Origin of the sequence: Actinokineospora inagensis DSM 44258 (assembly GCF_000482865.1) — a bacterium.
Taxonomy (GTDB): domain Bacteria; phylum Actinomycetota; class Actinomycetes; order Mycobacteriales; family Pseudonocardiaceae; genus Actinokineospora; species Actinokineospora inagensis.
On sequence record NZ_AXWW01000080.1, the window covers coordinates 1 to 24,358 of the forward strand.

Annotated in this window: 18 protein-coding genes; 12 read left to right on the forward strand and 6 right to left on the reverse strand. The window is 71.1% G+C overall.

The genetic code is table 11. The features are described from left to right. Positions 1 to 57 precede the first annotated feature (57 nt). Entirely contained in the window at positions 58 to 963 is a 906-nt protein-coding gene (locus H504_RS0124390) for a transcriptional regulator (protein WP_026424920.1), read from the reverse strand. 286 nt (positions 964 to 1,249) lie between these two features. On the opposite strand from H504_RS0124390, the gene H504_RS0124395 reads away from it, so the two are divergent. Together H504_RS0124395 and H504_RS0124400 are read left to right on the forward strand one after the other, a co-directional pair. Continuing rightward, positions 1,250 to 3,085 carry an HAD-IIIC family phosphatase gene (locus H504_RS0124395; RefSeq protein ID WP_051386211.1) on the forward strand — a complete coding sequence of 612 codons (1,836 nt, stop codon included), beginning with the start codon at positions 1,250 to 1,252 and terminating at the stop codon, positions 3,083 to 3,085. Next, positions 3,082 to 3,297, forward strand: a complete 216-nt coding sequence (locus H504_RS0124400; RefSeq protein WP_026424922.1) for a hypothetical protein — start codon at positions 3,082 to 3,084, stop codon at positions 3,295 to 3,297. The genes H504_RS0124395 and H504_RS0124400 overlap by 4 nt, the downstream gene beginning before the upstream one ends. Here the strand turns inward: H504_RS0124400 and H504_RS42680 are convergent. Next, complete coding sequence (locus H504_RS42680; protein WP_342668795.1) at positions 3,273 to 4,673, reverse strand: SDR family NAD(P)-dependent oxidoreductase; 1,401 nt, start codon at positions 4,671 to 4,673, stop codon at positions 3,273 to 3,275. The two genes, H504_RS0124400 and H504_RS42680, sit on opposite strands and share 25 nt — an antisense overlap. Positions 4,674 to 4,856: 183 nt before the next feature. On the opposite strand from H504_RS42680, the gene H504_RS0124410 reads away from it, so the two are divergent. Next, positions 4,857 to 7,337, forward strand: coding sequence for a lantibiotic dehydratase (locus H504_RS0124410; RefSeq protein WP_169735452.1), 2,481 nt, complete (start codon positions 4,857 to 4,859; stop codon positions 7,335 to 7,337). An 815-nt stretch (positions 7,338 to 8,152) separates the two neighbouring features. Here H504_RS0124410 and H504_RS0124420 read toward each other — a convergent pair. From H504_RS0124420 to H504_RS40470, 3 genes are all read right to left on the reverse strand, one after another. Further along, positions 8,153 to 9,133 carry a hypothetical protein gene (locus H504_RS0124420; protein WP_169735453.1) on the reverse strand — a complete coding sequence of 327 codons (981 nt, stop codon included), beginning with the start codon at positions 9,131 to 9,133 and terminating at the stop codon, positions 8,153 to 8,155. A 5-nt stretch (positions 9,134 to 9,138) separates the two neighbouring features. Next, positions 9,139 to 10,350 (reverse strand): coproporphyrinogen-III oxidase family protein, encoded by a 1,212-nt coding sequence (locus H504_RS39020; RefSeq protein WP_051386213.1) that lies wholly within the window; start codon positions 10,348 to 10,350, stop codon positions 9,139 to 9,141. 91 nt (positions 10,351 to 10,441) lie between these two features. Next, entirely contained in the window at positions 10,442 to 10,609 is a 168-nt protein-coding gene (locus tag H504_RS40470) for a thiocillin/thiostrepton family thiazolyl peptide (protein WP_169735454.1), read from the reverse strand. Between the two features lie 631 nt (positions 10,610 to 11,240). On the opposite strand from H504_RS40470, the gene nocL reads away from it, so the two are divergent. From nocL to H504_RS0124460, 6 genes are read left to right on the forward strand one after another with little or no spacing between them, the layout of a single operon-like run. Then, positions 11,241 to 12,407, forward strand: a complete 1,167-nt coding sequence (gene nocL / locus H504_RS36770) for a 3-methyl-2-indolic acid synthase (protein WP_051386214.1) — start codon at positions 11,241 to 11,243, stop codon at positions 12,405 to 12,407. After that, complete coding sequence (locus H504_RS0124440; RefSeq protein ID WP_026424926.1) at positions 12,404 to 14,053, forward strand: hypothetical protein; 1,650 nt, start codon at positions 12,404 to 12,406, stop codon at positions 14,051 to 14,053. Before nocL ends, H504_RS0124440 begins: the two co-directional genes overlap by 4 nt. Continuing rightward, entirely contained in the window at positions 14,050 to 15,864 is a 1,815-nt protein-coding gene (locus H504_RS36775; protein WP_084468136.1) for a TOMM precursor leader peptide-binding protein, read from the forward strand. Before H504_RS0124440 ends, H504_RS36775 begins: the two co-directional genes overlap by 4 nt. Continuing rightward, positions 15,861 to 17,165, forward strand: a complete 1,305-nt coding sequence (locus H504_RS0124450; protein ID WP_026424927.1) for a nitroreductase family protein — start codon at positions 15,861 to 15,863, stop codon at positions 17,163 to 17,165. The genes H504_RS36775 and H504_RS0124450 overlap by 4 nt, the downstream gene beginning before the upstream one ends. A gap of 1 nt (position 17,166) precedes the next feature. Beyond that, a complete protein-coding gene (locus H504_RS40475) occupies positions 17,167 to 17,988 on the forward strand; it encodes a class I SAM-dependent methyltransferase (RefSeq protein ID WP_084468138.1) in 822 nt (273 codons plus the stop codon). After that, a complete protein-coding gene (locus tag H504_RS0124460; RefSeq protein ID WP_245614443.1) occupies positions 17,966 to 19,183 on the forward strand; it encodes a cytochrome P450 in 1,218 nt (405 codons plus the stop codon). The genes H504_RS40475 and H504_RS0124460 overlap by 23 nt, the downstream gene beginning before the upstream one ends. Here H504_RS0124460 and H504_RS0124465 read toward each other — a convergent pair. Then, on the reverse strand, positions 19,173 to 20,042 hold the full coding sequence (locus H504_RS0124465) for an arylamine N-acetyltransferase family protein (protein WP_051386216.1): 870 nt from the start codon (positions 20,040 to 20,042) through the stop codon (positions 19,173 to 19,175). The two genes, H504_RS0124460 and H504_RS0124465, sit on opposite strands and share 11 nt — an antisense overlap. A gap of 99 nt (positions 20,043 to 20,141) precedes the next feature. Between H504_RS0124465 and pabB the strand changes: the two genes are divergently transcribed. The 3 genes from pabB to H504_RS0124480 form a co-directional block, all read left to right on the forward strand. Next, on the forward strand, positions 20,142 to 22,166 hold the full coding sequence (gene pabB, locus H504_RS0124470; RefSeq protein ID WP_026424930.1) for an aminodeoxychorismate synthase component I: 2,025 nt from the start codon (positions 20,142 to 20,144) through the stop codon (positions 22,164 to 22,166). After that, positions 22,163 to 23,575, forward strand: coding sequence for an AMP-binding protein (locus H504_RS0124475; RefSeq protein ID WP_026424931.1), 1,413 nt, complete (start codon positions 22,163 to 22,165; stop codon positions 23,573 to 23,575). The genes pabB and H504_RS0124475 overlap by 4 nt, the downstream gene beginning before the upstream one ends. Next, the coding region (locus tag H504_RS0124480) for a cytochrome P450 family protein (protein ID WP_026424932.1) at positions 23,575 to 24,358 on the forward strand (784 nt) is incomplete at its 3' end. The genes H504_RS0124475 and H504_RS0124480, both read left to right, overlap by 1 nt.

Genomic DNA, 24,358 nt, shown 5'->3' on the forward strand with positions numbered 1-24,358 from the left:
GGGGGGGGGGGGGCGGTGCAAGTGTGGGACTTCGTTGATGGGGGTGGGGTTTCTTGGTTAGTCCCATTCCCAGCTTAGGCCGACTACTCCTGGGGGGAGGTCGGTGAGGATGAGGTGGGCTGTGCCGGAGGCGCCGATCCACAAGGGACTGCCAACTCGCTTTGGGCTGTCTACTGTGGCTTGTCGGTATGGGGTGCAGCCTGCTGGCACATCTTCGGTGAATTGGAGTTGGAGGACGAGTTCGCGGACGGGGGTGGTGAGGCGGCGGTGGTAGAAGGTGAGGGGGGAGCCTGGGGGGAAGGTCCAGGTGTAGTCGATGACGGTGCGGTCGCCGGTGTTGAGGCGTTGGTCGAGGACCAGTTCGGTGACCAGGGCGCCTGCTTCGGCGTTGCGGCGGGTGCGGCCGGTTCGGCAGTACTGGACGTCGGTGAGGGTGGGGAGGGGGGCGTCTTCGTTCCAGAGGTAGATCAGGCAGCGGTCGACGTGGTCTTCGGTGGCTTCGAGGACGAGGCGGGTGTGTACGCGGGTGAGGGTGTGGGTGGGGCCGACCAGGACGTGTTCGTGGATGGCGAGTCGGCGGAGTTGGGTGTCGGGGGGTGCGTCGAGGGCGGTGAGGAGGGGGCTGTGCGCGGGCCACATGCGGCGGCGGTCGACGGTGTCGGGGGGACGGGTGCGGGAGCGTTGTGGGCCGAGGAGGGTGACCAGGGACGCGGGTGGGAGGTCGAGGACCTTCTCCAGGGCCTGCACGGCGCGCAGGGATTCGGCGCGTTCGGGGCGGCTGCGGCCGTGGCGCCAGTAGCTGAGGGCGGCTCGGCTGACGCGGACGCCTTGTTCGGCGAGGTGGTGTTGGACTCGTTCGAGGCTGAGCCTGCGGGTGTTGAGGGCGTGGTCGAGGACCTCGGCGAAGGTGCCGTGCCGCAGTAGCCTCCGCAGCTCGCGATCGAGTGCCGGAGGTGCGCTCACCTCACTTGGCGTCCAGCCTCCCACCCGGCTCACTATCGCCGTTCGCACCGTGGTGGTCCAGGGGTGGGTGGCGCCGGTCGTCGCGGGCGGGAATCCGTTGTGGGGTAAAAGTTCCACGGAGTCGGATTCAGTTGCGGACAATTCGTACCGAAACGGATGTGTCACCCGGGCGGCGGTTGACGCGTGTGGTCACCCTCTGTGGCCGTCAGTTCGATGTATAGCCGCTGTGCCGCGACCGGTGCGCGTCCGCTCCGGTCGCGTTATGGTCGGGCGGGGGAGGACCGACATGGGGCAATCCGAGGGGGACGTCGCACGGCTGGTGGGCATCGCGCGCGCCGGTCGGTTGGCGGCGGAGTTCGATGCCGTGGTCCAGGTGGTCGCCCGGTTGTCCGCCGAGGACCGGATCCGGGTCGGGCCGCTGCTCGCGAAGATCGACCCGGGCGCGGTGCCCCCGGGGTTCCCCGAGGTGTCGGTCGTGGTCACCGGCGCGGGCACGGTCGGCGCCGCCGTCGCCCCCATCGCGGCGGAGTTGGTGCGACACGGCCTGGTCCCGCGCTGCGCGGCGACCGGCTACGACACCTACCTGCGCGACCTGGCCGACCCGACCGAGGCGATGCTGGCGGCGGACGTCACCCTGTGCCTCCTCGACGCGCAGGTGGTGTTCGCCGAGGTCTCGACGCCGTGGCAGGTCGAAGACGTGGAAGCCACCGCCGCCCGAGCCGTCCGGCGGATGTCCGAGCTGCTGGACCGCTTCACCGAGCGCGCCCGGGGTCTGGTGGTGATCACGACCCTGCCCCTGCCCCGGGCCCACACCGCACGCCTGGTCGACCACCGGTCCCGCGCGCGGTTGGGCGCGGTGTGGCGCCGGGCCAACGCGGACCTGCTGGCTCTCGCCGAGCGCCCCGGCGTCGTCGTGTTGGACCTGGACCCGTTGCTGGGCGACGGTATCCCGGCCACCGACCAGCGCCTGGCCGTCCACATGGGACTGCATTACTCGCCCGCCCTGCTGGCCGCCGTCGCCCGCGAGGTCGGCCACCTGGCCCGCAACGCGGTGGGCCGGACGCGCAAGTGCCTGGTCGTGGACCTGGACGACACCCTCTGGTCGGGTGTCCTCGGCGAGGTCGGACCGGACGGGGTCGAAGTCGGCCCCGCGTTCGCCGAGCTGCAGAAGGTCATCAGGCAGCTCGGCGCCCAAGGCGTGCTGTTGGCCGTGGCCAGCAAGAACGACCCCGGCCCGGTGGCCGAGGCCCTGGCGGGGCGGGCGATGGTGTTGCGGGCCGAGGACTTCGTGCGGGTCTCGGCGAGTTGGCGCCCCAAGCCGGACGTGCTCGCCGAGCTGGCCGAAGACCTCAACCTCGGGCTGGACTCCCTGGTGTTCGTCGACGACAACGCGGCCGAGTGCGGCATGGTGGCGCGGATGCTCCCCGACGTCCGGGTCGTCGAACTCTCCGGTGATCCCGCCGGGCACGTGGCCGCCCTGCTGGCCGACGGCTGGTTCGACGTGCCCCGGTTGAGCGCGGAGGACAAGGCCCGCCCCGCCGCCTACCGGGCCGACCTGGAACGCCGCGAGCTCCGGGCTGGTGTGGACTCCCTCGACGACTACCTGACCGCGCTCGACGTCCACGTCGACCTGGCCGTTGCCACCCCGGCCGACGTGCCCCGGCTGTCGCAACTGACCTTGCGCACCAACCAGTTCACCATGACCACCACGCGACTGTCCGCACCGGAGGTCGCCGCCCTGCTCGACGACCCGGACGCGCTGGTGGTCGCCATCCGCTCGTCGGACCGGTTCGGCGACAACGGGCTCGTCGGCGCGGTGTTCGGCCGCCGCGTCGGGGATCGGCTCCGGTTGGAGAACTTCCTACTCAGTTGCCGGGTGTTCGGCCGGGGCATCGAGACGGCCTGCCTGTCGCTGGTCGTGGCCACCGCGACCGAGGTCGAGGCGTTGTACGTCCCGAGCGCCCGCAACGGTGGCTTCGCCGACTTCTACCCCAGCCACGGCTTCACCCCGGTACCGTCGGACGGACCCGGCACGCTGTACCGCGGCCTCGGCGCCACCCCGCCGGTTCCCGCGCACCTCCGGGTGACCGCCCGCGACCTGACCGAAAGGGCGACCAGATGACCCTGCCCGAGTTCCTCGCCCTGGTCCGCGACGAGGTCGGCGTGTCGGCCGATCCGGACACGTCCTTCGACGAGCTCCCCGAGTGGGACTCGCAGCACCTGGTCTGGCTGGTCATGGCCATCGAGCGCGCGGCGGGCACCCCGGTGTCCCTGCAGGACGCCCTGTCCGCCGGGTCGCTCGGCGAGCTCTATTCCGTCGCCGTGGGGGCCTGAGCCAGGTCCGCCGACCCCAAGGTCGTCACTCCCGTTGGCGCGTCGGGCACCCACCTGGCCACGTGTGCGGCGACCACGGCTGGATCGATGGCACTCAGTGGACCGGCGGCCATGGCCGTGCGCAGTCGCGGTGGACGCAAGATCAGGACGCGGAGTTCGCGCGCGCAGTGGGTCGCCAACGCCTCGACCGCCGCCTTGGCCATCGAGTAATGCGGCCAGTGCGCTGGGAAGTCCTCGACCGCCGAGGACGACACGACCACGAGCCAACTCCCTGGCCGCAGACGCGCGGCTGCGAGCGGGTTCAACACCATGGCCACGCTGCGGTCGACGAACTCGCGGATGGCGGCCGTGGTGTCTTGGTGCAGTCCGATCGGGCGGACCGCGGGACCCGCGCACAGCACCAAGCCGGTCAGATCGAGGTCGGGCAACTCCACCGGATGAGCGGCGTCCATCCGCAACGGGTGCACGAGCCCGTCGAACCGTTCGGCGAGCGCCGAGGCCGCCGCGTGGTCACGCGAGTAGCCCGTCCACACCGAAGCCGACCTTGACGCCAACGCGGCCGTGATGGCGGCGCCCAAACCCCGACTGCCACCGACCACCAAGACACGCTCGGCAGCCAAGACGCTGTCCGCGCTGGCGCGAGTGGGTGTGGGCAGCGGCAACCGGTGGAACGCCCGCACCTCCAGGGACACGCTGGGCAGGTCGGCGTCAATGATCACCGCGCCGGTCCGCGGGTCGGCCGCCCGCACCCGGGTCAGGTAGCCGTCTCGTGGGGCACCCGGGCGCACCCGCAGACCCGACAGGAGGCAGTCGCGGCCGGGTCGACGCATCCCGGCGAACCAACTTCCCCACGCCAGCGCGCCCAAGACCGACGACGGCACCGCTCCGGCACCGAGGTCTTCCGCCAACGCTCGTAGTTCGACGAAGGACGGAAGGCCGTAGTCACCGGCAGAATCCGGCACCGTGACCTGAAAATCCGGTGCCGCGCAAGGCCCGGCGGCGAATCCGCCCGATGGTGGCGGGGCCTCGGCGAGAGCGTCCCCCGGCGTTAGGGTGATTGTGACAGCCGGTAGGTCGCCCTCGGCCACGGTGATCACCACGTCATCCTCGCGGGACGCCACAATCACCCGATAGTCCGTATCGATGAGGACGGGACGGTGGAACCGCGCGGTCAGCGACCCCACGGGACACGGTGCCCACCCGAGGGCGGCGATCGCGCTCAGCGCTCCGTGCACAATGGTCTGCCCGAACGGCCCTTGCGCGGCGAAGTCCGGGTCCACGTGCAGGGGGTTGTTGTCGCCGCTGGCTGCAGCGAAGCGGCGCACGTGCGAAGCCCCGACGCGCAACCGGTCCACCGTCGACCATCTCCCCAGCAGGTTCGTCCGGCCACTGTGTCAAATCCGCCCCCGGGTCGTCAACGACACCGGCCGATCGGCCGAATTCCGTGACGGGACGGGTGATCCGTGGCAGCATGGGGAGACCCGGGCGGCGCCGACACGGAGGGCGGATTCCGCGTGGCTTTCCGAGACTACGTGTTGTGGCGCCGTGGAACCGTTGCGGTGAAAGCACTTGACGCCTTGCGCGCCACCAGGACCATTGAGGCGTTGACCGAGGCCGAGGCGACCGAGGTCGTGCTGGCGGAGACCGCCGATCGGCTCAGCGCCGCGCTGTTCGCCGTCGTCCCCGCCCTTGCGGGCCGTGACCGCAACCTGGTGCTGCGATTGCGTCGAGGTCTGCACAACGACCGCCCGACCGCGGCCGATCTCGCGGCGGCTCCTGACATCCTCGCCGACTCGACCCGACAGTTGTTGACCCAGTGGGTCGAAGCGCGCGCCACTCGGGACGCTTGGCTGGCTCGAGCCGACAGCGCGTTGACCGAGGAACTGGCCTCGGCCCGGCTCGCCCTGGCCAAGTACCTCGACGCCGACCTGCTGGACGGCATCCTGCTGTCCGGCCGCACCGTCGTCGACTCGGTGACGGCCTACCACGACACGGTCCTCGCCTCCGGCGGCGCCTCGCCGGGGAAACGCTTGCGCACAGCCGAGAAGACCGCTCTCGCGTACCTGACCCGCAGTGCCCGCAAGCCCACACCGTTCGGGCGGTTCACCGAGGTCGGCGCCCAGCCCTGGTCAGGTGGTCCGGTTGAACCCGCTCGGGTGGTGCGTCGCGCGCGGCTGAACCGCGGGCTGCTCACCTGGATGGCGAGTGAGCTGCACGAGCTGCCGGGCTTGGACGCGATCGTGTTGGTGCGGCTGAACAGTGCGCTGAGGGTGGTCGGTGACCGGGTGGAGTTCTTCCACCGCGGTCGCGACGGGCGTGCCGACGGCTTACGCGGGGAGCGGTTCGGAGCCGTCCCGCTGACAGCGGCTCTCCGCTTGGTCTTGGCGCTCTTGGACGACGGCCCGCTGTCCAAGGCGGGGCTGGTCAGCGCGCTCGCCACACGCTCCGGCAAGCCCGCCGATGCCATCGCCGGATTCGTCGCCAAACTGGTCGACGCCGGCGTCTGCCACACCGATCTCGGCATCCCCGACCAGGACCCGGCCCCCGCCGAGCGGTTGGCGCGGCTGCTGGACAACCCCGCCCTGGCCCAGGTGTTCGAGCGCCTGCACCGGGCCGAGGCCGAGTTCCCCGATGCCCCGTTCCCCCGCCGGGTCACGCTGTTGACCGAACTGGACCAGGCCCGACGCGACTTCACCGCGGTGGCGGGCATCGCCGCCGAGGACGACGGGCAGATCAGCGACCGGGCGTTGGTGTTCGAGGACACCGGGCGGTCCGGTCCGTCGGCGGGCTGGGCAGGCACGGCGGTCGACCGGGTCGCCGGGGGATTCGCCGCGCTCAGTCACCTGCTGCCGCTGGTCGACGACTCCACCTTCGTCCGATTGGGACTGTACGGGCACTTCACCGCCACCCACCGTGGCCCGGTCCCGCTGCTGGACTACTACCGCGAGTTCGCCGCCTTGAGCGCGGGCGCGATCTCCGCCGTCATGACCGCCCAGGATGAACCGACCGCCGCGACGGTGCGCGCCAAACGGGCGGAACTGTTGGCACGATTGGGCGAACTGGCCGCGACCCCGAGCCCGGCGGTCGAGCTGGACCCCGACTGGGTGCGGACGTTCGCCGCGGGCATCCCACCACTGGACAACTTCGCCGCGCGGGTCCAGCTCGCCGGTGACGCGGTCGTGCTCAACTCCGTGATGACCGGCCACGGCGTGTTCTACTCCCGCTTCTGCGACCTGCTCCCGCCCGAGCCGGACGGCTGGTCACTCGCGGAAGCCGTCCGCGCCGCCATCCCGCCCCGGCAGATGGACCTCACGGCGGTGCTCGGCCTGAATATCGCCCTGCACCCGCCCTTGGCCCCGCTCGAACTGACCTACCCGCGCGTCGTTTCCGCCGGTCCCGCCCACACCCTGGCCGAGCTGACCGTGGAGGCCGACCCGGATACGCAAACGCTTGTCCTCCGGTCCACACGGGACGGTCACCCGGTCGACCTGACCCCGATGAGCTTCCTGTTCCCCGCCGCAGGCCCCATGCTCTACCGATTCCTCTGCGCGTTCGCCCCCATCGTCGGCGCCAAGCGCGGTTGGTGGCACCGCCTCCCCGCGACCCCACCGCACCTTCCCCGCCTGACCCTCGGCGGCCTGGTGCTCGACCGCCGCGCGTGGCAAGTCCCCACAGGCTCGCACGACCTGCCCACCAGCGCGGAATCCCTCGCCGACCTACGCAAGATCCGCGACTGGCAACGCACCACAGGCATCGACGACGAATGCTTCTTCACCGTCCGCGAGGCACCGGACTCCGGTCCCGCCGACTGGGTGGCCCAAACCCGCCGCTGGGCCCGCCAAGCGCGGCAGGCCCGCCTGAGCAAACGCCACTACTTGGACTTCGCCAGCCCTCTGCTGCTCAACGTCTTCCTCCGCCAGATCCCCCGCGACCCAGACGGCAGCCGGGTGGTCTTGGAGGAAGCTCTCCCCGCCACCGCGCACAGTCCTCGCCCCGAGTGCCACGGAGCCGAGGAGTATGTCGTGGAGTACGTGGCGTAGCGGGCGGGCATGTCGTCGGCGTCGATGGCGGAGATCGGGCTTGCCATCCGACTGGGTGGCCCAGACCCGCCGTTGGGCTCGCCAAGTGCGGCAGGCCCGCCTGAGCAAACGTTTCTGCCTGGGCTTCGCCAGCCCTCTGTGCTCAGCGTCTTCCTCCGCCAGGTTCCCCGCGACCCGGACAGCAGCCGGGTGGTCCTGGAGGAAGACCTTCCCCGCCATCGCGCACACTCGTCGTCCCGAATGTCACGGGCCGAGGAGTCTATCGTGGAGTACGTGGCGTAGCGGGCGGGCACGGCGTCGGCACCGAAGGCGGAGATCGGGCTTGCCATCCGACTGGGTGGCCCAGACCCGCCGTTGGGCTCGCCAAGTGCGGCAGGCCCGCCTGAGCAAACGCCACTACTTGGACTTCGCCAGCCCCCTGTTGCTCAGCGTCTTCCTCCGCCAGGTTCCCCGCGACCCGGATGGCAGTCGGGTGGTCTTGGAAGAAGCCTTCCCCGCCACCGCGCACCCTCTTGCCTCGAATGCCACGGAGCCGAGGAATACGTGGTCTAGCAGGCGGGTACTGCCTCGGCGTCGATGGCGGAGATCAAGGCCGCCGTCCGGCTGGGTGGCCCAGACCCGCCGTTGGGCTCGCCAAGCGCGGCAGGCCCGCCTGAGCAAACGCCATTAGCTGGACTTCGCCAGCCCTCTGCTGCTCAACGTCTTCCTCCGCCAGGAGGGCAGCCGAGTGGTCCTGGAAGAAGCCCTCCCGCCACCGCGCATACTCCTCGCCCAGAATGTCACGGGGCCGAGGAGTACGTCGTGGAATACCTGGTCTAGCGGGCGGGGACCGCGTCGGTGCTGATGGCGGAGATCAGGCCTGCCATCAGGTCGCTGACGCCGCGGCGGCCCACGGCTTCCAGGGAGCGGCCGATGGCGTCGCAGAGCACCAGGCGTTCGGGCATGACCAGGCCCAGTCCGGTGTGGAGGGTCAGGTAGAGCAGGCCCATCATGAACCGCATGGACAGGTAGCCGACGTTGGTGGCCAGGTAGTCGCGCAGGGCGGGGACGGCGGCGGTGAGGGCGTGCAGGGCGCCGATCCCCGGATCGGGCAGCACTTCACCGTCCTGGGTGACCGCCCACAGGTCGCCGCGCTCCAGGGCGTGTTGGACGACTCGGCGGTGTCGGTCCACCAGGTCGTGCCAGCGCTGGGCGTGGGTGGACGCGACCGGGCCGCCGTCCTGCAGTTGGTCCAGCAACGCCCGTGCGCGCCGTTCGACCGCTGGGGCGGCCGCGCTGTACTGCTTGCGCAGCTTGACCCGCAGCGACGCGCCGCCGCCGCTGATGGCGACCATGCCGTCGGCGTGCGCGCTGACGCTGGGGAACGACAACGGGATCGGGTGGTGTTTGCGCACCAACGCGCCCATCGCCGAGTCGTCGCGGGGCAGGTACCGCGCCACGGCGACCAGGTGGGCGACCATCATGTCGAACCCGGCGTCGGTGCGGGTCAGCCCGCCGTCGGCCACCATGGCGGCGACCAGGGGACCGGCCTCGATGAGGAAGTCCGCCAGCAACGCGGGCGCGACGGGGCCGGTGACCGGCAGGTCGTCGTCGGTGGGCAACGGCAGGGTGTCGACCAGGGACAGCTCGGAAGTGACGAGCGTGGCGGCGATCCGGTCGTCCCGGGTGAACAGCCGCAGCCGGGTCCGGTCGCGCAGGACGACGAAATCGCCGTCGACCCCGGCCAACCGGGCGAGTGCGGCATCCTGGTCATCCCGCTCACCCGGCAGGGTCAACACCGTCCACCGCTGGGTCACGACCATCAGGAGGCCGCTTGCAGCGCGGCGGTGTGGAACGACAACTCGATCAGCGCGGTGCCCACCCGGTCCCGGGGCAGCCGCATACCACGCTCGTCCTCGATCAGGCCGTGCTTGCGGAAGAACCCCACCATCGGGGCGATGCCGGGGGTGTCCAGGCAGTCCGCCAGGGCCGCGCCGGTCGCGGTTTCCCACGCGTCGCGCAGGATTCCGTCGAACATCGACAGACCGGCGCGCAGGTTGGACGCCACCACCGGTTCCGCGGTCGCGGGCAGCACGGTGTCGAACGCGAGCGGGTCGGCGATGTACGGGTCCAGCGGGCCCTTCTTGTGCGCCCGGAACTGCCGGTCGGCCAGCGAGATGGCCCCGGAGCCGATGCCGATGAGATCGGCCGTCAGTTGGAAGTACCGGCCGGAGAACAGCGCGAGCGGGCCGAAGTAGCCGGACGCCTCCTCCGCCAGGCCCGCGTCCAGGGCCAGCGAACGGCCCAGGTGGAACGACCGGAGCTGGTTGCGCAGGTGCAGCTCGCGGCGGCCGCGGTCGACGTACCGGCGCAGCGCGGTCCCGGAGTTGGGCCGGAACGGGTAGAGCGAGAGCTGGTCGATCGGCAGCTTCACCGCCTCGGCGACCGAGCGGCCGACCTCGTCGGTGCTCTCGTCCGGGAAGCCGCACATCAGGTCGATGTTGACCTGGGTCATCCCCGCCGCCCTGGCCTGTCCGACCACCCGCCGCGCGTCGTCCGCGCTGTGCCGCCGCCCCACCTGGCGCAGTCGGTTGTCGTCGAACGACTGCACGCCAAAGGAAGCGCGGGTGAAGCCGAGCGAGCGGAAGTGCCGCAGCCGGTCGGTGTCCATGGTGTCCGGGCTGCCCTCGATGGTGGCCTCGACGATCCCGCCCAGGTCGAAGCTCTCGCGCAGCGCCGACATCACCAGTTCGACCTCGTCGTGCTCCAGGATGGACGCGGTGCCACCACCCCAATAGAGCACGGTCGGCACTCGTCCGGCGGAGTCGGCGGCCACGCCTTGGGCGCAGATCTCCTGGCACAGCGCCGTGAGGTACTGCATGCGCTTGGTGTCCCGGGCGGTCGAGAGCAGGTCCGCCGTGGGCACCGGGTGGACCAGGTCGCAGAAGTTGCACTTGGACCGGCAGAACGGGATGTGCAGGTAGATCATCGCCTGCCTGCCTGCCGCCGGTGGCACCGGGAAACGGGACGTCATGGCCAACTCCCCCAAAGGGTCCAACAGGACGGTCCGGACGGGTGTCGCGGCGTGCGGGCGGGACGGTGGTCGCCACCGCCCCGCCCGGGTATCACGACGTGCTGCAGCAGCACTCGCAGGACGTGCAGGACGCCGCCATCACGGTGGAGATCGTCTCGCCGTCCTCGAGCCTGCTCTCGTCGATGAAGTCCGAGATCTCCAGTGCGGAGAAGTCGAAGTCCAGCGATTCCAGACCCTGCGGGGTGTTCTCGGGCGCCATCAAACCTCCCAGATTGATGTGAACCTGAATTTCGCCGATCTGTGAACCAGTGGGTTACCGACCTGTTAACCGGCAATTTCGCCGGCCCGAGGACCGGCAGCTTCGCCGATCTGCGAATCGGTCCGCTCCGCCGCTCATCGGATCGGGTGTCCCCGAAGGTACTGGCAGCATTTTGGCCACGTCAAGCGCCGACCCAACCGGACGTCCACAGTGGAGATCAATCCGAATTGCCGGGGGAAGTTCAGCGCGCAATCGTTTCCCCCGGATGGCCGAATACTTTACCCGGGGGTGCGGCCACCCACCACCGAATAAGCATTTCCATTGGTCGCCGCCGGTACTCGACAGTGCCGTGAATCGGTGTCATGCTGGGTCGGGCCGATCGGGGCCGGGGTGGCGGGTCAACCGACCACCCCGGTCACCGCCGCGGTAGTCGCGGCAGGCACGGGGAGTGCGCGGACGGCGCCGACGGGTTGCCGACGGGTTCGGCCACCCGGCTGGGGAAGCAGGCGGTGCCCGCACCCGGTCGGGGACACCAGTTCGGGTTCTGGCCGCCCGCCGCGCGGGCGGGGGCAGCGGGCGGTCGCGCACTGGCGTGCCTGCCTCCGGCACGGCAGAGAATGGGGAATCCGCGATGACAGAACGATCTCTCGACCAGGCGTGCGCGCCCACCGCGTTCACCGCGCCCGACTTCGCGGAGGTGTCCGCCGCCGCCGACGCGCTCGACGCCGGGTCCCTGCTGGACTCCCGCGACCACCCGGCGGGCCGGGCCGCCACCGCGCTGGCCCTCTACCGGTCCACCGAGGTGCCCACCGAGGACATCGTCGCCGCCGCGACCCGGTTGGCCGAGCGGCGGTCACCGCGGCTGCACACGTTCTCCCCGCTCTACACCACCAACCACTGCGACTCCGACTGCAAGATGTGCGGGATGCGCCGCAGCAACACCGGCATGGTGCGCCGGTTCTCCGGCAAGCGGGAGATCGAGGAGCAGTTGCGGATCCTCCTCGAGCACGAGGGCGTGCGCGGCGTCGGTTTCCTCACCGGCGAGTACGACGAGCCCTACACCAGGCTGGCCAACGCCTTCCGGATCGGCTGGGCCATCGAACGCGCCTTCCAACTGGGCTTCGACCGGGTGTACTACAACATCGGCAGCATGACCGACGAGGAGATCGCCGTCCTCGGCGAGTGGATCACCCCCGAGCAGCCGGTCACCATGTGCGTGTTCCAGGAGACCTACAACCGCACGACCTACGACCGGTTCATGGGCGGGGCGGGCGCCCCCAAGGCCGACTACGACCGCAGGCTGTCCTCGTTCGACCGCTGGCTCGACGCGGGGTTCCGGCACGTGAACCCGGGCGCGCTGATCGGTCTGCACGACGTGGAGTCCGAGATCGTCGCCCTGGTCGCGCACGCCGAGCACCTGGACCGGCGCGGCGCGGTGGTCGACGTGTCGGTGCCCCGGCTGCGGCCCGCGCTGGCGTCGAGCAACAAGACCAAGGTGGACGACGACAGCTACGTCCGGCTGATCGCCTGCGTCGCGCTGGCCTGCCCGGACAACCGGATCGTGCTGACCAACCGGGAGGACCGGGCGTTCCGCGCGCGGGTGCTCGACCTGTGCGGTGTGATCAGCCCGGGAAGCCCGGACGTCGCCCCGTACCGGCGGTCCGACGCGATCGCCAACGAGGAGAACAGCTCGCAGTTCCTGGTCGCCGAGCTGAGCAGGCCCTCGGTCATCCTGGCCGACATCACCTCGACCGGCCGCAGCATCGCCTCCTTCGACGAGCCGGTCGTAGCCCGGTGACGGAGTCGTTCCGGGTTCGCGGCGACGCCTTCTTCGTCCGCACCGCGACGGGCGCGACGGTGTACCACGGGACGGGGTCGTTCTCGGTCGCCCACCAGCACGCGCACGACCTGCTGTCCGCCTTGGCACGCCTGCTCGACGGCACCCGTTCGGTCGACTCGGTGCTGGCCGCTTTGCCGGAGCCCGTGCGGCCCGCGGCCGGAGTCTTGCTGGACTCCTTGCGGCGCAATGGTTTCCTGGTGGCGGCCGGGTCGCCAGTCGGACCGCGACCTGCCTGGATGGTCGAGAAGTTCGCCGACCACCTGGATTACCTGGCCCAGTTCCCCGGTGATCCGTACAGTCGGCTGGTCGCGGTGCGCGTGGTGCCCGCGGCGGTGGTGGGGTCTGGACCACTGCTGCGGGCGGCCGCCGGGGCGTTGGCCGACCACGCCTTCGCCCGGGTCCGGCTGGTCACCGACGACCGCGACGCCGTCGCCCCAGTCTTGGCGGCGGTGGCCGAACGGGACCCGGAGGCCGAGTGGACAGTGGCAACCGATCCCGGCGACGCCCGGGTAATTCTCCACGCGGGGACGTATCCGGACTCGGTTGGTCTGGTCGGGGTCTTGCACGCGCGGGCCGATCGGATAGTCGGCGCGGTGCTGGACGGGGACGAGTGGTGCTGGGAGTGCGCGGTTCGGACGTTGGGTGCCGAGGGGCCGTCGAGCTCGGCTGTTCCCGCGCCCGCCGCCTGCCTGGCCGCCTTCCAGGTGGCGCACCGCCTCTACCGCCGGTTGGCCTGCCCGGACGAAACACCGGACCGGACCGCGGTCACTGTCGATCCCGACACGCTCACCTCGTCTCGACACACCTTGTGGCGCCACCCGGACTGCTCTCACCACCCCGGTCTGACCATCGCCGACCTGGGCCGGGACGAGGACGAGACCCAGGTCCGGCCGGATGTCGTGCCGCGCGAGTCGATCCCCAATGCCGAGGCCGTGCGGATCACCGCGGCGGTCCGCTCGTGGACCGACCCCGTCGCCGGGCCGCTGCTGGCCGTGGGGGAGGACGACCTGCCGCAGCTCCCGTTGGCCACCAGCCGGTGTCGGACCGCGCTGGGGGAGGTGGTCCGCAGCGGTCCGTGGGCGAGGGAGGCGCGGGTGCAGGCGGTGCTCGGGGCCTTGGCCGTCCAGGGTGCCCGGCTGTTGGGCGCGGACGGTCATGTCGGCGCCGGGTGGTCCGTCGCCGAGGCGCGCTACCGTGCGAGGGTCGCCCTGTCGGCTGAGCTGACCCCGGACCCGGTGCGGACCTGGGGGTTGGTGGACGGCGGACGCACCCCGCTGACCGCCTTCCTGCTCGCGACCCTCGGTGCGGACGGGGTCGAGGCGGCGGCGGTCCGCCTGCCGACCGGGCTTTGGCACGCGAAGGTTCGCACCGACCGGGTTCTGGCGTCCGGCATCGGGATCAGCGCTTCCCACGCCGAGGACAACGCGCTCCTCGCGGCGGTCACGTCGAACCCGGTGCACCTGGCCCCGCCGGTCAAGACCTGGACCGAGGCGTTGTGCGCGAACCGATCGGACCTCGCACTGTCCGAATCGGACTTGACCGGCGCGGTCCCGTTCGTGGGTACGGCCGCTGCCGTTGTCGCCATCCGACCGGAGCCGCGATGAGCACACTGGAGACCTTGCCCGTGGTCGGTGCGGGCCCGTTGGCGACGGCTGTGACCGCCGCACTGGAATCACGGCAAGTCCAGACCTCGGCGACGGTGGTGGTCAGTGCGTTGGACGAGATCGACGGGGCTGAAGGCGCGGTCGTGTCGTTGGCGCACTGGCGATCTTTGTGTTTCGTTGGGCCGAGGTGGGAGCCGGGCGGGCGTGGATGCCCCCGGTGCCTACGGGTGCGTGCGACCAATCCCGGGTACGGCCCTGCTCCGGACATCAAGCGGGCCAAGGCTTTCGGCACCGAGCGTGGTCGCGGCCTGCCGCCGTGGTTGCCCAGGGTGGCGGCCGAGTTGGCCGTGGATCTGGCCGCCGGTGCGGACGTCGATCCCCGGGTGTGGGTGCTGGACGCCCGCACCGGTGTGATCGACCGCCAAGCCCTGCTCCCGGACTCCACCTGCCCCGTCTGCGGTGACGACCCCGGCCATCCGCTCCCGGTGTTCAACCGACCGGGCGTCCCCTTCCGCAAGCTCGGTCCGGCTGTGTTGCGGACCCGGGAGATCGAGGGCGACGTCATCGGTGACTACCTGCGCCGGGGCATCGGTCTCTTCAAGGAAGTCGTCGATGATCTGGACGGTCCCTTGGCCGCTTCCTCGGTCGAACAGCCGGTGCGGTGGGGTGCGCGTGAACCCGCGATCGGCCGGGCCGAGACCTACCGCGCCGCCCGGACCATCGCCGTCCTCGAAGGACTGGAACGCTACGCCAGTCTCTACCGGGGTGGCTCGCCGACGCCCGTTCGGTCCAGCTACGCCGAGTTGGGCGCGGCAGCCGTGGACCCGGCGACCCTGGGCCTGCACCCGGCGGAGTCCTACCGCACTCCCGGTTCCCGCTTCGCGGAGTACAGCCCGAACACCGTCGTCGACTGGTTGCCCGGATTCTCCTTCGCCCGCAACGGTCCCGTCCTGGTTCCCGAGCGATCCGTCCACTGGGGACCAAGAGACGACGGCGAGCCGATCTTCGCGTTTGAGACGTCCAACGGGTGCGCGCTCGGCGCGTCGGTGGAAGAGGCCGCGTTGCACGGGTTGCGGGAACTCGCCGAACGGGACTCGTTCCTGCTCACCTGGTACCGGCGCTTGGTGTTGCCCGAGGTGGAGGTGCCGGACGGGCCTTTCCTGCGCAAGGCCGAACTCACCACCGGCTGCCGGTTCCGCGCCTATCTGTCCACAATGGAATACCAGATGCCCAGTTTCGTACTGGTGGCCGAGTGTCCAGTGGGGGAAGGGCCTGCCGTGGTCGCGGGCTCCGGCGCGCACCCCGACCCTGAGCAGGCGCTCTCAGGTGGGCTCGCCGAGTTGGTGGGGGCGGTGCAGTACGTCACCTACCACTACGCCGAGCGCCGGGAGCGGGTGTTGGGCATGCTCACCGACCCCGACCTGGTGACCGGCATGACCGACCACGCCGCGCTCAACTGCCTCCCGGAGGCCCGCGACCGGTTCGCCTTCCTCCTCGACCGGGAGACCGATCCGTTGCCGCTCAACGAGATCCCGTCGACAATACGCGCCGACAGCCCGGATGTTCGCGCCGACTTCGCCACCGCCGTCGCCAACGTACTGGCCTGTGGGCTGGACGTGATCGTCGTGGACCAGACCATGCCGGAGCTGAGCCGCCGCGGCCTGCACTGCGTCAAGGTGGTCGTTCCCGGCTTGCTGCCGATGACCTTCGGCCACCACAACCGACGCACAGTCGGTCTACCCCGGCTGACCGGCTCCCTGCCGTATCCGGGGAGCACGAATCCGATCCAGCTACCGCACCCGTTCCCATGATCAGCACCTTCACCACCGCGTTGCGGACGCGTCCCGAGCCCGGCACCACGGCCCCGGTCGACTGGTCCGACGCGCCGTGGCCGGTCAAGGTCTACGCGGCCGGACCGAGGTTCGCCGACCAGGCCGAGGACTCCACCCGGGGCTGGGTGCTGCGGGTGCTCACCGAGGCCGTTGGCGTGTCCCGAGCGGTGACGACAGGCGGCCGCACAGTCGTCCGGCGGCCGGTGGCGTCCGGTGGAGCGCTGTACCCGACCGAGGTCTACGCCCTGTTCGACGGCGCCGCGCACCACTTCGACGTCGCCAGGCACGAGCTGGTCACGTTGGGGCGCGCGGGAAACGGCGTCGAGTTGGTGCTCACCCACCGGTTCTGGAAGAACTTCTACAAATACGGCGACTTCGCCTACCGTCTCGGCGCGGTCGACGTCGGTGTCGTCCTCGGCAGGCTGCGGACCGTCATCACCGCGCACGGCGGCGCTTCCGAGATCGCTTTCGACTTCGCGGACGCCGCGATCCACAGCTTGCTGGACCTCACCGACGAGGGCGCCTACGCGATCGTGCGCGTCACCCCGCCGGTCACCCGCTCGATGCCGCCGGTGTTGCCCGTGCACACTCCGCCAGTCCGGGAGCGCTCGACCGTGGTGCGCCGCTCGCGGGACCTCCTGGCCATGCACCTCGCCGCCCAAGTCCCGGCACCCCCAGCCCCGCCGCCACCCCCGCTCACCGGCGAGCGCACACCGTTGCCCCCGCCCGCCGCCACGGACTACCGCGTCGAGACGGTCCGGCGACGGCGCTCGGCCGGCCCGTCGTTCACCGGCGCGCCGCTGCCCGCGACCACCCTGGCCGCCGTCCTGAGCTGCGCCGATTCCGACCTCCAGGTCCTGTGCGCGATCCGCGCGGTCGACGGCTACCGCCCCGGCTGGTACGGCTACGACCACCACGGCTACGACCACCACGCCTTGGTCCACCTCAACCCGGACCAGGACCCGACCGGAACGCTCCAGAGCGCCCTGTATCGCCCCGGTATGAACCTGGCCGCCGCCGCGTTCACCGTCCACCTCGCGGGGTGCCTGGATTACCCCGGCGCGCGGTCGTACCGGGTGCAGCAGATGCGGGTCGGTATGGCCATCGACGCGGTGACCCTGGCGTGCGCCGCTCTTGGGGCTTCGGCGCACCCGTTCCTCGGGTTCGACGCCGCCGCCGTGGACGAGAGCTACCGGTTGCCCGCCGGGGTGGGGACGCTCGCGCAACTGTGCGTCGGTGTCGCCGCGGGCGCGCCGGTGCTGAGCGGAAGGGTGTGGTGAGGTGGCCGAGACGAACACGTTCTCCGCGCGCACCAACGACCCGGCCTGGATGGCCGAGTTGGAACGCATGTACGACCGGGGCACCTTCGCCTGCCTCGACTCCCTCGGCCTGCACCCGGGTCTGCGCTGCCTGGAGGCGGGCGCGGGCGGCGGTTCGGTGGCCCGCTGGCTGGCCGAACGCGTCGGCGAGGTCGTCGCGACCGACCTGGACGTCAGCCTGGTCGCCGCCGGTCCTCGCCTGCACCCGCGCCAACACGACCTGGAGCACGACGACCTGCCCGAGGGCGGGTTCGACGTCGTGCACGCCCGCCTGCTGCTCGAACACCTCAAGGACCCGGCGGCGGCCCTGGCCAAGCTGTACGCCGCCGTCCGACCCGGCGGCTGGATCGTGGTCGAGGACATGAACTGGGCCGCCACCCACCCCCTCCCCGGGCCGGGTGAGGAGATCTTCCTGGCGGTCACCTCGGCCATGCGCCGCTGGCTCCAGGGCACCGGCAGCCACCCCACCCTGGGCGCCCGGCTGCCCCGCCTGCTGCGCGGGCTCGGCGCCACCGACGTCGGCTGCGAGGGTCGGGCCCACCTCATCGAGGGCGGCACCCCCACCGCCGCCACCATGGTGCAGAGCCTGCTCCGCCGCTTCGGCCCACTCTACGTCCACTTCGGACTGTTGACCGAGCGGCAGGTGACCGACGGGATCGCCTGGGGCGCGGACCCGGAGTGCGCGGGGTTCTCGGCGTTGTTGATGGCCACCTGGGGCAGGCGCCCGCCTGCCGGGACCGGCGAGGGAGTGAGCGACCACAGTGGACAACCTGAACACCGTTGACCAGAACGCGGACCTGCCACCGCAGTTGGACTTCGAACGCGACGACGTGCTCGACGTCATCCCGCTGATGCGGGTCCTGCAGGCCCAGGGGCCGGTCCGGAAGGTGCGCACCCCGTTCGGGTCCGAGGCGTGGGTGGTCACCCACCACCAGACCATCCGCGACCTGGTGACCGACGAGCGGATCGGCCGCACCCACCCGGACCCGGAGTCCGCCGCCCGGATCTTCGCCGCCGCCCTCGGCGGCCCGATCGGCAGCTTCGACGACGAACAGATGAAACGCGCCCACCTGCGGATGCGCCGGTTCCTCGCGGGCATGTTCTCCCCCGGTCGGATGCGCGCCCTGTACCCGATGATCGAGGCCCGCACCTCCACACTGCTCGACAACCTGGAAGCCGCCGGATCACCCGGTGACCTGCACGAACTCGTGTCCTGGCCGCTGCCGGTGCTGGTCATCTGCGACCTGCTCGGCGTGCCCGACCTGGAGATCGAGACGTTCAGCGAGCTGTCCGAGGCGGCGCTGGACATGGCGAACTGGGCGGGTGCGGCGTCGGCCTGGCAGGAACTGACCGACTACATGGCGGGCCTGGTCGACCGCAAGCGCGGCGCCCCCGCCGACGACGTGCTGAGCCTGCTCATCGCCGAGCAGGCCACCAGCGACCTCACCGACGACGAACTGGTGCAGATGGCCACCGGCCTGCTCGCGGGCGGCTTCGAGACCACCGTGGCCCGCATCGACCTGGGCACCGTGCTGCTGGTGACCAACCCGGACGCCGCCGGGGCCATCCGGGCCGACCCCGGCCTGGTCGTCGGCGCGGTGGAGGAGGTGCTGCGGCTGGCCGTGCCCGGCGGCGGCGCGCTGCCCCGCTACGCCCAGGCGGACATCGAGATCGGCGGGGTCACCATCGCCAGGGGCGACGCCGTCGTGTTCGACGCCAACACCGCTAACCGCGACCCCGCCGTCTTCCCGGACCCGGACCGCTTCGACATCACCCGCGCGCCCAACCCGCACCTGTCCTTCGGGTACGGGCCCAGCTCGTGCATCGGGTCGGCGCTCGGCCGGGTCGAGCTGCAGGTCGTGTTCACCCTGCTGCTCCAACGCTTCCCCGACCTCGGACTGGCGGTCCCGGTGTCGGAGCTGGCCGTGCGGCCCAACACGCTGCTCGGCGGGCTGTCCGCGCTGCCGGTCACCTGGTAGCGGGTCGGGCCCTGGCCGCGAGCTCCCAGAGCCGGGCCAGGGCCGCGGGCTCGAACAACTCGACGCGGAGGTGGAACACCTGGGTCAACACGGCCAGCCAATGCCGCAGATCCGGCAGTTGGGCGTTTCGACCGGACCGGGCGAGAACGGGTCCGAACATGATGTCCGCCCCGGAGGAATGACGCCGCTGGACCAGCGTGGAAAAGCGCAACGGCGAATTCTCGTCGTGCGTGAGAAAGCGCAGGGAATCGAGCTGGTCCTCGATCGGGTGCGGGTCGGGCGAGATTTCCACACCGCGCGACCCGCCGCGCCGGTCGTGGTCGACCCGCCACCCGCCGGGCTCGGTGCCGCCGCGGTGCAGGGTGATCCGGTAGCCGCCGTTGTCGTACTCGCCTGGGCGCAGCGGGACGGGTTCGTGCAGGAGGTCGCCCGCCGCAACGTCCACCAGCCACACCCCATCGTCGGCCCGCCCAACCCTGTCCGGCGTGGGCAGCCCGGACACCGACAGGGCCAGGTGGGTGCCGTTCGCCCCGGGCGATTCCCGCTGGTAGCGGCCGTGGATCGCGGCCCGGTGGGTGCGGACCGCGAAGCCGAGCTCACCCAGCAGCATGGCGAACGCACCGTTGAGTTCGAAGCAGTGCCCACCGCGCCCGGCGGCCAGCCGACCGGCCGCGGCGACCGGGTCGGGGTCGTTGTCCACCCCCGCCGCGATGTCCAGGTTGTGCCACGCGACCCGCTCGACGTGAGCGCGGTGCAATGCGCCCAACAGGTCCACCGACGGCGGCCCGGCGGCGACTCCGAGGTGGTCCAGATAGGCGGTGACGACGGCTGCGCGGGTTTTCCCGTCGACCAGGTCCATGGCCGCTATCGTAACCGCTTCCGGCGCCAGGATGTCCATGCTAATGTCGATTCCGGTGTCGGGGTGAACCATTTCGCGGATGGATGGGGGCGATGCGCGATGCGTACCCTGCTCATCGACAACTACGATTCCTACACGCACAACCTGGCGCACCTGGCCGGGGTCGTCCTCGGCGTGGAACCGGTGGTGGTCCGCAACGACGCGCCGGAGTTGACCCCAGCGTTCGCCGCCGGGTTCGACGCGCTGATCGTGTCCCCGGGGCCGGGCAGGCCGCAGCACCCGCGTGATGTCGGCGCTCTGCCCGCTGTCCTTGCCGCGGTGGACCGCCCGGTCCTCGGGGTCTGCCTGGGGCACCAGTTGTTGGCCTGGTTGGCGGGCGGTGACGTGGTCCCGGCGCCCGCTCCCGCGCACGGGCGGCTCGACCCGGTGCGGCACACCGGTCTCGGATTGTTCGCGGGGCTGCCGCAGGACTTCACCGTGGTCCGGTACCACTCGCTGTGTGTGACGGAGTTGGCCGACACGGGGTTCGAGGTCGACGCGTGGACCCCCGACGGAGTGGTGATGGGGCTGCGGCACCGGTCGCGGCCGTGGTGGGGTGTGCAGTTCCACCCCGAGTCGGTGGCCACCGAACACGGCCACCGCCTGCTGACCACCTTCGCCGACCTCGCCGGTGTCAAGCGGTCGACCGTCCGAACCACCAGGTCAGCCCGGCCGGTCCGACCACTGCGGCGGCACGAGGTCACCGCCCGGCGGGTCGACTCGGCGGTACCGCTGGCGGCGGCGTTCGAGCGGCTGTTCGGCGACACGAGGTACGCCTTCTGGCTGGACAGCGCCCGCACCGACACCGGCGACACGAGGTTCTCCTTCATCGGTGCCGCCGTCGGTCCACACGCCGAGGTGTTGCGGTACCAAGGCGGCCGGGTCGACGTGCTCGACGCAGGCGGACGAGTCGTGTCCACTGAGGAAGGTGGGATCTTCGACGCGCTGACCGCCCGACTGGCCGAGTCCACAAGGGATTGTGATCTCCCGGTTCCCTTCTCCGGCGGGTATGTCGGCTACTTCGGCTACGAGGCCAGGGCCGACTGCGGTGCGGTGCCCACCCGGACCTCACCAACCCCCGACGCGATCTGGCTGACCCCGACCCGCCTGGTCGCCGTCGACCACCACTCCGGCACCACCTGGGTGATCGCCGCCGGTGACGATCCGTGGGTCGACCGAACGGCTGCCCTGCTGCCCACCCTGGTCCAGACACCAGAGCCCAGTGTGGACTGTCCTGCCGCGACCATCGCCCGAACTCCGGACGAGTACGCCGACGACGTCCGCGAATGCCTGCGTGAACTGCACGCGGGGGAGAGCTACGAGATCTGCCTGACCACCGAGGCCACGGTTCCCTTCGACGGCGACCCGTTCGCCCTCTACCGCGCCCAACGCCGGGCCAATCCCGCGCCCTACGCCGCGTTCCTGCGCCTGGGGGAGCTGTCGGTGCTGTCGTCGTCGCCCGAGCGGTTCCTGCGGGTGGGCGCGGACGGGGTCGCCGAGTCCAAGCCGATCAAGGGGACCGCGCCGCGCTCACCGGACCCGGAGCTGGACGCAGCGCTGCGGACCGAGCTGGCCACCAGTGCGAAGACCCGGGCGGAGAACCTGATGATCGTCGACCTGGTCCGCAACGACCTGGGCCGGGTCTGCGCGCTCGGTAGTGTCACCGTGCCGCGCCTGATGGCCGTCGAGTCGTACGCGACGGTCCACCAGCTCGTGTCGACCATCCGCGGTGTGCTGCGGCCGGGTGTGGGAGCGGTGGACGCGGCCAGGGCCTGCTTCCCCGGCGGGTCGATGACCGGGGCGCCCAAGGCCCGCACCATGGAGATCATCGACCGGCTGGAGCAGCGGCCGCGCGGGGTGTACTCCGGTGCGCTGGGCTACTTCTCGTTCACCGGCGCGGCCGACCTGAGCATTGTCATCCGCACCGCCGTCGCCCACGACGGGCGGTTGCGGGTCGGCGCGGGCGGCGCGATCGTCCTCGATTCCGACCCGGTCGACGAGCACGCCGAGATGTTGCTGAAACTCGCCGCCGCCCTGCCGTCGAGTCGCGGCGCGGTCGCACTGGAAGGGGTGGCCGGGACATGAACCGGGCGCGGGCCACCGGGAACGCCTCGACCGTGCTGGACACCTGGTGCGATCGCGGCCGTGGCGACCACGTGGCGGTTGAGTGCGAAGACCGCTCCTGGACGTACGCCCGGCTGCTCGACGAGGTGTGCGCGGTCGCCCGGGGCCTGCTCGACCTCGGCCTGCGCCGGGGCGACCGGGTGCTGCTGCTGCTCGACGACGGACCCGAGTTCCACGCGGTGTTCCTCGGCGCGCTGCGGGTCGGCCTGGTCCCGGTGCCGGGCAACCCGGCCCTGGGCGCTGACGACCACCGGCACCTCCTGGTGGACAGCGGCGCCAAGGTCGTGGTCGAACCGGCGACATATGCCGCTCTCGCGGTCGACCAGACCTATGTGGACCCAGTGGACGTCGATGGCCCGGGGTTCCTGCTGTACAGCTCGGGATCGACCGGCCGCCCCAAGGGCGTTGTGCACCGCCACCGCGACCTGACCAGCACGGCTGAGACATTCGGGGCTCACGTGTTGGAAGTGAACGCAGACGACCGGATGTTCTGCACATCCAAGATGTTCCACGCCTACGGCCTGGGCAACAACCTGATCTTCCCGCTGTGGTTCGGTGGGACCGCCGTGATCTTGCCCGGTCGCCGTGACCTGCCCGGGATTCTCGACACCATCGCGGCCCGGCGGCCGACCCTGCTGGCCTCGGTCCCGTCGGTGTACCGGGCGTTGCTCGCCGTTCCGGGTGCTCGTGACCTGTCGTCGGTGCGGCGCGCGACATCGGCCGGAGAGGCCCTGCCACCGGCCGTCTTCGCCGACTGGGCGGCCCGGGGCCTGGAACTCCTGGACGGGATCGGGTCCACCGAACTACTGGCCACCTTCTGTTCCAACCGCCCCGGTCAGGTCCGACCGGGAACCAGCGGTGTCCCGGTGCCGGGCTTCCAGGTGCGCCTGGTGGCCGACGGGGTGGAAGTCGAGGGCGCAGGCGCGGGAGTCCTGCAGGTAGCGGGGGACACGGCGTTCACCCATTACTGGAACCGCCCTCCCCGAACCGAGTCATGGGTGTCCACAGGAGACCTCTACGCACGCGATGACGATGGCTACTACACGTTCCAGGGCCGTGCCGACGACGTGTTCAAGATCAGCGGGCAATGGGTGTCCCCAGTGGACATCGAAGATGTGCTCGCCGCTCACCCTGGTGTCCGCGAGTCGGCCGTGGTCGGGGTTCCCGATGCCACCGGGCTGACCAGGGTTGTCGCCTATGTGGTGCCCTCGGCGTCCACCGATGACCTGATCGCCCAGTTGCGTGACTGGGTGCGGCCGCGCCTGCGCCACCACCAGTACCCGCGCACCATCGAGGTGGTGCCGGACCTGCCGCGCACCCCGACCGGCAAGGTCCAGCGGTTCCGCCTCCGCGAACAGGGAAGGTCCTGATGGGACAGATCACCCGGGAGAACGGCGGCTGGGCGGTGCGCGGCTACTCCGCCGCCGTCGCCGCCCTGCGCGACCCGCACCTGGTCGTCGGGCGGGCGGGCAGCCCCCTGTCAGATCGGCGCGTGCCGTCCGTCGAGGAGTTCTTCGGCGGCTGGTTCACCGTCACCGACGCGCACGCCGAGATCAAGGGCGTGCTGGCGCGGGCGTTCTCCGCGCGGCGGATCGCCGGGTTCGCCGCTGCCGTGGCGGACTTGGCCCGTGTCCAGGTCGCGGGCCTGCCGGACGACGGGGATCTGGTGGCGGACTGCTTGACCCCGTTCGCTGTGGACTGTGTGTCCGCGTTGGCGGGCATCCCCGCAGGCGCGGCCACCAGGCTGGTCGCGGTCACCCGGCTGCTGACCGCCGCCATCCACGGCGCGACGCGTGAAGCCGATGAGCCGCTGCGAAAATGCGTCGAGTACCTGCGCGCCGTGACGGTGCGGGTGGGCGCGACCCCACTCGGTGACGTGCTGCGGGAAGTGGCCGGCCGCTTCGGCACTTGGACCGCCACGGCGGTGCTCGCTCAACTGCTGACAGCGGGTGTCGAGCCGACCACCACCGGCGCGGCCCTGGCGTACCGCGAGATCGTCCGCGACCCGGACTTGCTAGTGGCTCGACCCAGGGGGTTGGCCGGGTCTCGACCTGCCCACGACGTCCCTGGCCGCGTTGCCGAAACGACCAAGTACGTCCAGTACGAGGCCGTTGCGGCGCCTTGCCAGGAACGCCGTGGACAGGCCGATACCC